Source organism: Shewanella sp. 10N.261.52.F9, from assembly GCF_041471165.1.
Classification (GTDB): Bacteria; Pseudomonadota; Gammaproteobacteria; order Enterobacterales; family Shewanellaceae; genus Shewanella; species Shewanella marinintestina.
In genome coordinates this window covers 243,895-256,705 of sequence record NZ_JBFRNX010000012.1, presented here as the reverse complement: position 1 = coordinate 256,705, position 12,811 = coordinate 243,895, and the positions used below count along the sequence as shown (strand labels likewise).

8 protein-coding genes are annotated in these 12,811 nt (G+C 42.9%); all 8 read left to right on the top strand.

Annotation, left to right across the window (positions count from 1 at the left end):
• Positions 1-121: 121 nt before the first annotated feature.
• The 8 genes from ettA to yiaY all read left to right on the top strand — a co-directional run bounded on the left by ettA (position 122) and on the right by yiaY (position 12,134).
• Positions 122-1,789, top strand: a complete 1,668-nt coding sequence (ettA, locus tag AB4298_RS08875) for an energy-dependent translational throttle protein EttA (protein ID WP_220781092.1) — start codon at positions 122-124, stop codon at positions 1,787-1,789.
• A 282-nt stretch (positions 1,790-2,071) separates the two neighbouring features.
• Positions 2,072-3,223, top strand: coding sequence for an acyltransferase family protein (locus tag AB4298_RS08870; RefSeq protein WP_371986382.1), 1,152 nt, complete (start codon positions 2,072-2,074; stop codon positions 3,221-3,223).
• A 56-nt stretch (positions 3,224-3,279) separates the two neighbouring features.
• Positions 3,280-4,374: a metallophosphoesterase gene (locus AB4298_RS08865; RefSeq protein ID WP_371986381.1), complete on the top strand. Its 1,095-nt coding sequence runs from the start codon at positions 3,280-3,282 to the stop codon at positions 4,372-4,374.
• A 422-nt stretch (positions 4,375-4,796) separates the two neighbouring features.
• Positions 4,797-5,909, top strand: coding sequence for an efflux RND transporter periplasmic adaptor subunit (locus AB4298_RS08860; protein WP_371986380.1), 1,113 nt, complete (start codon positions 4,797-4,799; stop codon positions 5,907-5,909).
• Positions 5,910-9,023 carry a multidrug efflux RND transporter permease subunit gene (locus AB4298_RS08855; protein WP_371986379.1) on the top strand — a complete coding sequence of 1,038 codons (3,114 nt, stop codon included), beginning with the start codon at positions 5,910-5,912 and terminating at the stop codon, positions 9,021-9,023.
• Positions 9,024-9,241: 218 nt separating this feature from the next.
• Positions 9,242-9,451 carry a hypothetical protein gene (locus AB4298_RS08850; protein WP_249000353.1) on the top strand — a complete coding sequence of 70 codons (210 nt, stop codon included), beginning with the start codon at positions 9,242-9,244 and terminating at the stop codon, positions 9,449-9,451.
• Between the two features lie 281 nt (positions 9,452-9,732).
• Complete coding sequence (locus tag AB4298_RS08845; protein ID WP_249000354.1) at positions 9,733-10,206, top strand: LabA-like NYN domain-containing protein; 474 nt, start codon at positions 9,733-9,735, stop codon at positions 10,204-10,206.
• Positions 10,207-10,985: 779 nt separating this feature from the next.
• The gene (gene yiaY, locus AB4298_RS08840; RefSeq protein ID WP_249000355.1) at positions 10,986-12,134 is read left to right on the top strand and encodes an L-threonine dehydrogenase; all 1,149 of its coding nucleotides are present in this window, start codon (positions 10,986-10,988) and stop codon (positions 12,132-12,134) included.
• The last annotated feature ends 677 nt before the right edge of the window (positions 12,135-12,811 follow it).

Here is a 12,811-nt window from a genome sequence, read left to right as displayed (position 1 = left end):
TATGACCGATATCAAGCTGACACACACTGAAACTGCGCGAATTCAGATTTAAGTTCTGCATTGAATCGAGTAGAATTGCCAGCAATCAACATAGAAAAAATACAATCAAAGAGAATTAAACATGGCTCAATTTGTATATAGCATGCTTAGAGTGGGCAAGATTGTCCCACCTAAAAAACAGATCTTAAAAGACATCTCATTAAGCTTTTTCCCTGGCGCTAAAATCGGTGTTTTGGGTCTTAACGGCTCTGGTAAGTCTACCCTACTTCGCATCATGGCGGGTCTTGATACTGAAATTGAGGGTGAAGCTCGCCCAATGCAAGATCTTAAAATTGGTTACCTACCGCAGGAACCAAAGCTAGATCCAAACCAAACAGTTCGTGAAGCCGTTGAAGAAGCCGTTGCAGACGCCAAAAACGCCCTAGTACGTTTAGATGAAGTCTATGCACTTTATGCTGAGCCTGATGCAGATTTTGACGCACTTGCAAAAGAGCAAGGTGAATTAGAGTCAATAATCCAATCTCAAGATGCGCACAATCTAGATGTGGTTTTAGACCGTGCAGCTAACGCACTGCGTCTTCCTGATTGGGATGAGAAGATTGAAGTGCTATCAGGTGGTGAACGTCGCCGTGTAGCGATTTGTCGTCTGCTACTAGAAAAGCCTGACATGCTGTTACTTGACGAACCAACCAACCACTTGGATGCGGAATCGGTTGCATGGTTAGAACGTTTCTTACAAGAGTACACGGGTACTGTTGTGGCAATTACCCACGATAGATACTTCCTTGATAACGCAGCAGGCTGGATCTTAGAACTTGACCGTGGTGAAGGTATTCCATGGGAAGGAAACTACTCTTCTTGGCTTGAGCAGAAAGATGCCCGTCTAACGCAAGAATCTGCCACTGAAAGCGCACGTCAAAAGACTATCGCCAAAGAGCTTGAATGGGTACGTCAAGGTGCTAAAGGCCGTCAGTCTAAAGGTAAAGCACGTATGGCTCGCTTCGAAGAGCTTAATACTAACGACTACCAAAAGCGTAACGAAACCAACGAACTCTTTATTCCGCCAGGACCGCGCTTAGGTGACAAGGTTATCGAAATCAATAACCTGACAAAATCTTATGGCGACCGCGTACTGATTGATAACTTGAGCTTCTCAGTACCAAAAGGCGCAATCGTCGGTATTATCGGTGCTAACGGTGCGGGTAAATCAACATTATTTAAGATGATTTCCGGCGCTGAGCAGCCAGATAGCGGCACCGTAGAGCTCGGTGAGTCTGTTCAAATCGCATCGGTTGAACAGTTCCGTGATTCAATGAACGATAAGAACACGGTTTGGCAAGAGATCTCTGACGGCCAAGACATTATGCGTATCAACAACACTGAAATTCCAAGCCGCGCTTATGTAGGCCGCTTTAACTTCCGTGGTGGCGATCAGCAAAAGATCATCGGTACATTGTCAGGTGGTGAACGTAACCGAGTGCATTTAGCTAAGCTTCTACAAGCTGGCGGTAACGTACTGTTACTGGATGAGCCAACCAACGACTTAGACGTTGAAACATTGCGTGCACTTGAAGAAGCACTACTTGAGTTCCCAGGTTGTGCCATGGTGATTTCACACGACCGTTGGTTCTTAGATAGAATCGCAACTCACATCCTAGACTACCGCGACGAAGGTAAAGTTAACTTCTATGAAGGTAACTACACTGAGTACTCAACATGGTTGAAAGAAACCATGGGTACAGACGTTGTTGAGCCGCATCGCTTAAAGTACAAGCGTATGGTTAAGTAACACTCATCGTACATATTCAAAGGAGGCTTAAGCCTCCTTTTTTATTGTTCTAAAACAATCAATCCGCCTGCAGCCCCAATTTCCAGTACAAATATAACAAGCGCTCTTTTATTAAGCCAAAGATCCTCCACTCGAGAAGCACAAATATTTTGCATTTCGGCAACAAAATCCTTATTAAATATGCCAAAATGCCAATTGGTATAAATTAACCAATTAAAACGGCAGCAGTTTCCCTGTCTCTAAAATAATAAAAATGCATTTACATCAGTAAGGCTGCAATTAATGGACAAGAATGCAATGGACGATAAAACTCGCTTATCTCAGGCTAACAGCAGTGCCACTAGTGCCCCCTCAATAAGCACTCAGGAGCCTGCTATTCCAGCCAAAAAATCAACCGGCTTTTTAAATAGCATTAATCATTTCCGCGGTATTGCCATTATCTTTATTGTAATGGCTCATTGTTATCGCCCTGCGGGCTGGGAAGTGGAAACCTTTGCCGACAAAGCTTGGTTTAACTTGATGATGAACGGCACGGTCTTTTTTGTGTTTATCTCAGGCTTTTTGTTCCACCATGTGTTCTATCACCGCTGGGACTACAAAAAGTATATGAAGAGCAAAACTAAATTTGTTTTCCTGCCTTATTTACTTTTATCTTTACCTTGGATTGTTTGGCACCTTACAGTAGGTACCGACCCAATGATGCATAAAGAGATGGCAGATATTACAGGCCCAGCCGCGGCTGCAAGCTGGTATGTCATAACTGGTCGAACTTTGACTGCATATTGGTATATTCCTATGGGAATGATGTTATTCGCCCTATCGCCTTGGGTCATGTATCTCATTAAAAAGCAGCAAGTACTCTACTACGCTATTCCGCTGTTAATCATTGCGATACTGGTACATAGACCGGTTTCAAACCTAAATGCGATTCAATCTTTAGTCTACTTTTTACCCGTCTACCTACTTGGGGTTTGGGGTTCAGCCCATCGCGAAAAACTATTCCCATTTATCGATAAGTATTGGCTGCCAATGCTACTTACAGGTATTGCCCTAGCCCTTATACAAGCGCAGTACTTTGGTGCCGGAACACTAAATAAAGCGCCATTTGAAATGACAGTGCCTGACTTAATGTTGCCGCAAAAAATCTTGCTCACGCTAGTAATATTGGCGATTTTAAACAAGTTTGAGCATATCTCGATTGCACCACTGCAAAAGTTAGCTGAGGTCAGCTTTGCCATTTACTTTATTCACCCTTGGATCACCACTCCATGGTGGATGCTCTATGACAGTCCAGATCTATTTGGCCTTGCCGGTAAAGGAAATGTGTTTACCACCTTATTAGTTACCTTGGGCGTGATTGCGATTTCCTACGTTATTGCAATCATCATCAAGAAGTTACTGAGTAAGCGCAGCCGTTATTTAATTGGCTGGTAAATAACTTATTACCTTGAAAAACTTGATTTAAAGACACAAAAATAAGAAGTACAACAATGACTAAATCTTTATTATTAGCGGTCAGTTTACTGACTACCACTTGGCAACTGCAGGCATCAGAGCCTGTTGCTTATCAATTTGACGGCCCTTATGTAATCGATAATTTGGCAGAATCGCAGACAGTCACTAATGGCAATCAATCACAAACCGCTTATTGGATTTGTAATGCTAAGCTACAGTCCACTGTAATCAGCAATAATAGCCTTAAGCGCCCTGATAACTGTGGTCAATTACCTGAGCCGCTGCTCAGCAATGCCATTAAACAAGTGATGCCTGATAGCTACAGCGGTGTTAATAATATCGTTGCCCTCAGCGATGTTCATGGTCAATACGATGTTTTAATCAGCCTGCTTAAAAACCAAAAAATCATCGATGCTGATAATAACTGGGCTTTCGGTGATGGTCATATGGTTATTACCGGCGATATGTTTGACCGCGGCGACAAGATAAACGAAGTCTTGTGGTTTGTTTATCAACTGGATAAACAGGCAAAAGCAGCAGGTGGCATGCTACATCTACTCATGGGCAACCATGAACAGATGGTACTTGGCGGCGACTTAAGATACGTGCATGAGCGCTATGATCTGGCCAGTGAATTAATGGCAAAAAGTAACGATGAGCTTTATGGCGCCGACACCGAAATCGGTCAGTGGCTTAGAAGCAAACACACCTTAGTGAAAATCAATGATGTACTTTACATGCATGGTGGAATTAGCAGTGAATGGTTAGATCGCGGGCTGACAATCGCGCAAGCCAATAGACTATTTAGAGACAATATTGGTAGACCCAAAAGCGAGCTTAAACAGGATGAGTTATTAAACTTCCTGTTTTATGGCAACGGACCCACTTGGTATCGTGGCTACTTTAAAGATAATTTTACTGAAACCGAGCTTGATAAAATTCTCGCTTATTTCAAGGTTAACCATATTACCGTCGGCCACACCTCACAAAAACAGGTGCTAGGCCTGTTTAATAATAAGGTGATAGCCATTGACAGCAGCATAAAACTAGGCAAACAGGGCGAGTTATTACTGATTGAAAATAACCAATTTAGTCGTGGGTTATTCGATGGTTCGCGACAAGCGCTGTAACAGTCTTAATTTGCCCCAGTACAGCTAGTTAAACACTAAGCACTAAAAATAGAGCCGACCAACAAGGTTGGCTCTTATAGTCGTATCTGAGCTTACCCTCTGAGGCATTAACAACTAACCCCATTTCTATTACAGGCTTAACAGTTGCGATTTAATAAGCTTTGCCTCATCAAAACAACTTGTATCGGCAAGCACACACGAACAACCTCCTCCTAGGCTCATTACGCTAAATGATTCAGTTCCCTCCTTTGCCGATGAAACCAAGATGATAATATTGATAACGAAAGGTTAACTTTGATCCATTTAAGATAAAACCATGTAAAACATTAACTTATACTTTTCCTTACTTTACATTGCTTTACTCTACAAAGGCCGTTTTTTATCTAAAATAATCCCAACTTTGGCAGGGTAAGTAATCATTCATGAAACCATCTTATTTTTTAATTCCTTTAATCTTGATTGTCGCGGGTGCTGTTTCGTATAGCAGCTACTCAGAAGCTAAACGCACCGACACTAAAGATCGTCCTGTGCGCACCGTCCCGGTTGTAACTGGATTGGTCGAACAGCATGACTTATCTCAGTCACTGTCCTTGATTGGTAAGCTCGATGCTGAGCAATCGGTATATATTGCACCGCAAATTGCAGGCAAGATTAAGTCTATTCAAATCAATACTGACCAAGAAATCAGTCAAGGCCAGATTTTAGTACAACTTGATGACGCCAAAGCACAAGCAGCCCTTGCAGAAGCCAATGCTTACCTCGCCGATGAAAAGCGTAAACTTAAAGAATTCCTTAAACTCATTGATAAAAACGCCATCACTAAAACTGAAATCGATGCCCAAACCGCCAGTGTGGATATGGCACTCGCTCGCCTTGCAGCGGCGCAAGCCGACCTTGATTACCATTACTTAAGCGCACCATTTTCAGGTACTGCAGGCCTTATAGATTTTAGCCAAGGCAAAATGGTCACTGCGGGTACAGAGCTATTATCACTTGATGATCTGTCAAGCATGCGACTTGATTTACAAGTGCCTGAAAACTACCTGTCACAGTTAAGTGTTGGCATGGCCGTTAGTGCTAAGAGTCGTGCTTGGCCAGATCAAGCCTTTATCGGTAAAGTCATCGCCATCGATTCTCGCGTCAACCAAGACACCCTAAACCTCAAAGTCAGAGTGCAGTTTGATAACCCTCTACATCAATTAAAGCCAGGCATGATGATGTCTGCAACCATGTTATTCCCGAGCGTTTCTGAACCTGTGATCCCAGTACAAGCGCTAGAATACTCAGGGACTAACCGCTTTGTTTATGTTATTGGCACTGATGGTATTGCTAAGCGCACTAAAGTTACTTTGGGCGCACGTATTGATAATGAAGTACTGATAACAGAAGGACTTAGCATTGGCGATAAAGTGGTGGTTCAAGGTTTAGTGAATATGCGTGATGGTCTGCGTGTGGATGATTTAGCCGAATCAGCCCTCGTTAAAAAACCAGCCAATGAAGCGAAAGAAGAACAACAAGCAAGAGGAAGCATCTAAATGTGGTTGTCTGATGTTTCAGTAAAACGCCCGGTTGTTGCCATAGTACTTAGTTTATTACTCTGCGTTTTTGGCGCAGTCTCTTTCACTAAACTTGCTGTTCGTGAAATGCCGGACGTTGAGAGCCCTGTGGTTACCGTAATGACCACCTATGAAGGTGCCTCTGCCACCATCATGGAAAGCCAAATCACCACCGCATTGGAAAGTGAGCTAACCGGTATTAGTGGTGTTGACCAGATTCAGTCTGTTACCCGTAACGGCATGTCACGAATTACGGTCACTTTTCTATTAGGTTGGAACCTAACTGAAGGTGTCAGTGATGTACGCGACGCAGTTGCCCGCGCACAGCGCCGTCTGCCCGATGAAGCAAACGATCCTATTGTGTCTAAAGACAACGGTACTGGTGAGCCATCGGTATATGTCAATTTAAGCTCGTCTGTAATGGACAGAACACAGCTAACGGACTACGCGCAGCGGGTACTTGAAGACAGGTTCAGCCTAATATCAGGCGTGAGTAGTGTGGATATCTCTGGTGGCTTGTACAAGGTCATGTACGTACAGCTTAGTCCAGAGTTAATGGCTGGTCGTAATGTTACTGCCGCCGATATCGTGAAAGTACTCAATAAAGAAAACGTTGAAACACCCGGCGGTGAAGTACGTAACGACACCACCGTTATGGCTGTTCGTACCGCGCGTTTATACCAAAGCCCTGAAGACTTTGAATATCTGGTTATCCGCACAGCAGGTGATGGTTCGCCTATCTATCTAAAAGATGTCGCTAAGGTATTTATTGGTGCAGAAAACGAGAACTCAACCTTTAAAAGTGATGGCGTTGTTAACATCTCACTAGGTATTGTTGCGCAATCTGACGCTAATCCGCTGGAAGTTGCGCAAGATGTGCATAAAGAAGTTGATCTCATCCAAAAGTTTTTGCCGGACGGTACTAAGCTGATTGTTGACTATGACTCCACGGTATTTATCGACCGCTCGATTGATGAAGTCTTCAGCACACTAGCCGTTACCGCCCTATTGGTTATTTTAGTGCTGTACATCTTTATCGGCCAAGCAAGGGCGACGCTGATCCCTGCGGTAACGGTACCCGTATCACTAATTTCCGCCTTTATCGCCGCTAACATGTTTGGCTACTCGATTAACCTTTTAACCCTAATGGCATTGATTTTATCAATTGGCCTCGTGGTTGATGATGCCATCGTGGTGGTAGAAAACATCTTCCACCATATCGAGAAAGGCGAGCCGCCTATTTTAGCTGCCTACAATGGTACCCGTGAAGTTGGCTTTGCCGTAATGGCAACCACCGCGGTACTGGTGATGGTCTTCTTGCCGATTTCATTTATGGAAGGCATGGTTGGCCTACTGTTTACTGAATTCTCGGTTATGCTAGCAGTTTCAGTGCTGTTCTCGTCGCTAATAGCACTAACCTTGACCCCAGTACTTGGCAGCAAGATTCTTAAAGCAAACGTTAAACCGAATCGCTTTAACTTGATCGTTGATAGCGCTTTTAGACGTCTAGAAGACGGTTATCGTAAAATGGTAACCAAAGCTGTATCACTGCGCTTAGCAGCGCCATTAGTGATTATTGCCTGTATCTTGGGCAGTGGCTGGCTAATGCAACAGGTACCAGCTCAGCTTGCGCCACAAGAAGATCGCGGGGTGATTTTTGCCTTTATTAAAGGCGCTGAAGGTACCAGCTATAACCGTATGGCTGCCAATATGGAAATAGCCGAAGACAAACTCATGCCGCTTTTAGGGCAAGGCGTAGTCAAATCTTTTAGTATTCAAGCGCCTGCTTTTGGTGGCCGCGCTGGCGATCAAACCGGTTTTGTGATTATTCAGCTAGAAGACTGGAACGAAAGAACCATTAACGCCCAGCAAGCCCTAGGCGTGATTTCAAATGCATTAAAAGGCATTCCTGATGTTATGGTAAGGCCGCTACTACCTGGCTTTAGAGGTGGCTCAAGTGAGCCTGTGCAATTCGTTTTAGGCGGCTCTGATTACCAAGAGCTATTTAAATGGGCAACAATGCTTGAGGAAGAAGCGCTATATAGCCCGATATTTGAAAGCCCTGAAATCGACTATAAAGAGACTTCACCTGAGCTGGTAGTCACCGTTGATAAAGAGCGTGCAGCCGAGCTTGGAATAAGTGTTGCCGAAGTGTCTGAAACCTTAGAGATCATGCTCGGCGGTCGCAGCGAAACCACCTTTGTTGAGCGTGGTGAAGAGTACGATGTTTACCTGCGCGGTGATGAAAGTAGTTTTAGTAACGTGGCCGATCTTAGTCAAATCTATATGCGTTCGAGCAAAGGTGATCTAATCACCTTAGATACCATTACCCATATTGAAGAGGTGGCCTCGGCGCTAAAACTGAGTCACAACAACAAGCAAAAATCGATCACCTTAAAAGCGAACTTAGGCGAAGGTTACACCTTAGGCGAAGCACTCGACTTCTTAGATCAAAAAGCGATTGAGATGCTGCCTAGTGACATTAGTGTTGCTTACACTGGCGAGTCTAAAGACTTTAAAGAAAACCAAAGCAGTATCTTTATTGTATTTGGCTTAGCGCTACTGGTGGCTTACTTAGTGTTAGCAGCGCAGTTTGAGAGCTTTATTAACCCATTAGTAGTGATGTTTACCGTACCTATGGGCGTGTTTGGTGGTTTCTTAGGTTTATATCTAACTGGCCAAGGACTGAATATCTACAGCCAAATTGGTATGATCATGCTGATTGGTATGGTGACTAAGAACGGCATTTTGATTGTAGAATTTGCTAACCAACTGCGGGATAAAGGTCTTGAGATTGAGCAAGCGATTATCGACGCATCGACTCGACGTTTACGCCCTATCTTGATGACTGCGTTCACCACCCTTATTGGCGCAATACCGCTAATCCTATCTACAGGAGCAGGCGCAGAAAGCCGCATTTCCGTCGGTACAGTGGTGTTCTTTGGTATGGCCTTTGCTACTTTTGTAACCTTACTGGTTATCCCAGCCATGTATCGCTTGATTTCGGTAGCAACGAAGTCCCCAGGCTATGTAGAGTCGCAGCTAGAGCTTGCAATTGTTGAGCATCAACAACCGGCGAACAAGCAAAGCTAGTGCCTCAATTAGACTGTTGAATAGCGGTAATATTCGAACTGAGCACAAAAAGGAGCGGCCTTATTAATATAAGCCGCTCCTTTTTTGTAGGTCTAGGTTTGCTGTATATAAGCGTGTAACTAATATAAAACGGCAATTGCTTGAGTCTTTTCTATACTCATAGTTAAGCCACTAGCGTTGTTAACTGCTAGTCAATTTGCTAATTAGAGGTCACGCTTATGGATGAAACTGACTTTTGCTCAAAAGAAGAACAAGATTTAACAGAACAACGCACAACCACAGATGTTTATGAAACCATTAATGTAAATGGCCAATTTATAGTGGAGCGCCGTCAAAACGGTGACAGCCGAAGCAATGCAAAACTGCGCGCTTATGACCGTCGCCAATCAACATACTCCCACTTTGCTGAAGTCGATATCTATATCTAGCTAATGCCCTTTGTTTAACCATTTAGTTTTAGATACTGGGTTAAAGCTTTAACCTAGCCGCTAGCCCAATATCTAAACTCGAACCGTTCACTATTCACCAAGATCATATTCCACAATGCAGACTAAAATGCTTGCCTTAAATACCCGGCAGACACAGTCACAAATATAAGACATGAGTGCGTAAACCATAGAACTGTGAGATAGTAACGTTTGTTATTCAGTTAGCTAGATTAAGCCAAGATAACGATATTTTCTCTAGCTACATGCCAAATGAGCCATAAGTGAAAAAAATAGCCCTATTCGTTGATGTCCAAAATATTTATTACACCTGCCGCCAAGCTTATGGCAAGCAATTTAATTATCGAAAATTGTGGCAACACTTAGGCTATGAGGGAGATATTGTGCAAGCAACCGCTTACGCAATACACCGCGGGGATGACGGCCAACTCAAATTCCAAGACGCCTTAAAACACATTGGTTTTGACGTGAAGTTAAAGCCCTTTATTCAGCGCAGTGATGGCTCAGCTAAAGGTGATTGGGATGTGGGGATCACCATCGACATTATGGAAGCCGCTAGTGAAGTCGACTGTATTATTTTACTTTCTGGCGATGGTGACTTTGACTTACTCATGCACAGAATCCAACAAAAATATGGCGTTGAAACACAAGTCTACGGCGTACCAACGCTAACAGCCAAATCACTGATTGATTCCGTCAGCCAGTTCCACGAAATAGATAATAGCCTTTTGCTTTAAGCTTACACATGAATATAGGTTTGCAACAATTAAGGCGCCTATCTGCAGCATAGACGCCTTGCTAAGACTATTTTAAATAGCCACTATTTAGCCAAATCAGCCAACCCTCATCACTTCTACCTTCGAGCGGTAGCTTAATTCCAATCAGTATAAAGATTTGGTCGCTCAGCGAGAATTTAGCGCTTCTGAGGCAAGGTCATTAAATGCTCCTGCATTAATGACATTCACCACATCCATGTGGTTTGCAGCGAGTGAAGAGCATAGCTGAACGAGGTTCAAGCTCCCTTTTTATTTATTAAGAGTCACAGCTTCAGAATCGCTAAAACTCGCCATTCTGGAGCGTTTTTGGCTGCCTACTTCTGCGTTGAATAGCCTCGCAAGGGAATAGCCATTACTTCCGCGATTCGCCTTGAATTAGCTTGCCAAAAACCGCTCTGAGTAGATCAACTTCTTATACTGATTGGTATTAGTACAAATCAGCTTATAAGCTCGGCTATGGTCTTAAAACGGCTACGTCGAAAGTATTATTTTACGCTAGTTATAAGTTAATTTAGGAGTTTATTTCACTATTTACCGAGTTTTAGTGAGCTTAAAGTCATTAAAACCTTTGTTTGTGTCATAAAATTACAAAATTAGTAAGGCAGATCCGATTTTCGGGCTGATTTTGTTTAATCCGGTGTTTTATTAGAGATTGATCACACCTTTATTGCGGTAGTATTGGTACTTTAATTACCAGAAAAGATAACAACTTTTAACATTAAGCGTAATAGGTGATTCTTATGGCTGCTAAATTTTTTATCCCATCTGTCAATATCTTAGGGCAAGATGCTGTTACCGAAGCAATTGGCGACATTAAGTCTCTAGGCTTTAAAAATGCATTAATTGTTACAGATAAGCCGCTGGTTGATATTGGTCTTGTTGGCCAAGTTACCGATAAGCTTGCCAGCAATGATATCCGTTCAGTCGTCTTCGATGGCGTGCAACCAAACCCGACTGTAGGCAACGTTGAAGCCGGACTTGAAATATTAACTGCCAACAAATGTGACTTTGTCATTTCTTTAGGTGGTGGCTCTCCACATGATTGCGCTAAAGGTATTGCACTGGTTGCAACAAATGGCGGCAGCATCAAAGATTACGAAGGCTTAGATGTATCAACTAAGCCACAACTACCACTTGTAGCCATAAACACCACAGCCGGTACTGCAAGTGAGATGACACGTTTTTGTATTATTACCGACGAACAGCGTCACATAAAAATGGCGATTGTAGATAAGAACACCACGCCAATTTTATCAGTGAACGACCCAGAACTTATGCTACTTAAGCCAGCAGGGCTAACCGCTGCAACCGGTATGGACGCGCTCACTCACGCCATTGAGGCATATGTATCAATTGCGGCTAACCCAATCACTGATGCCTGTGCAATTAAAGCCATTGAGCTTATTCAAGGCAACTTAGTTGAAGCGGTTGAGAATGGCCAAAGCATCGAAGCACGCGACCAAATGGCCTATGCCCAGTTCCTTGCCGGTATGGCATTTAACAACGCAAGCCTTGGTTATGTTCATGCAATGGCTCACCAGTTGGGTGGCTTCTATGACCTACCGCATGGTGTATGTAACGCACTGTTACTACCGCATGTTCAAGCTTACAACGCCCAAGTTGTGCCTGGACGCCTAAAAGATGTCGCTAAAGCTATGGGCGTTGATGTAGCAGCAATGACTGATGAGCAAGGCGCAGAAGCCGCGTTAACAGCCATTAAGCAACTATCTGTTGCAGTGAATATTCCAGAGAATCTCACTAAGCTAGGTGTTAAAGCTGAAGATATTCCAACGCTTGCAGATAATGCACTTAAAGATGCTTGTGGTTTCACTAATCCTAAACAAGCAACTCATGAAGAGATCTGCCAGATCTTCACTAACGCACTTTAAATTCTGCAAGTGCGTAGGCATTAGCTGTAATGGGTAAGCGACTTATCTAAAGTAACTTATTCAAATTGATTAGCCTAAAACGATTGACTGGTATATCGGTCAATCGTTTTTTATTCTTAGCTATCAGCGTCATTTCATTACAACACGCTTTAGCAAACAGATTTTACCAAACCGGCTTCACCAAATAGGCATACTGTTTCATAAACAAAAGTAACTTAGTCACTAATCAAAAATATCCTAGTCACCAGTCAAAAAGCTTACTAAGCGATTATTATTCTAATCAGCATCTTTGTGAACTTTTTTGCCTCTAAACCACCCTATTAATACCTACAGTCCAATTTAATTGGGTTTAAGCGATACAAAAGGTTACATAGTTGATATAATCGACTAGTTCGCTTTTTCCCTGCAAAAGTTAAAGCAAGCTTTAAAGCCCACTCTACGGAGTGGGCTTTTCCCTTTCTGCGTTATGATAAACATCTTGGTATTACTCCTTAAACTGTTATCTATATCTAAACAAAGCCATACATTTTATCGGTATCGCTATCAAAGATAACGCCCTAGGTATTGGTTGCTTTTTCAAGCATTAAAAAGGCCTGCTATTACAACAGACCTTTTGTTTTACTCATTAGCAGCTCTATGTTTATGAACTAGATTTATGCATTAATTTTAAGTACTTA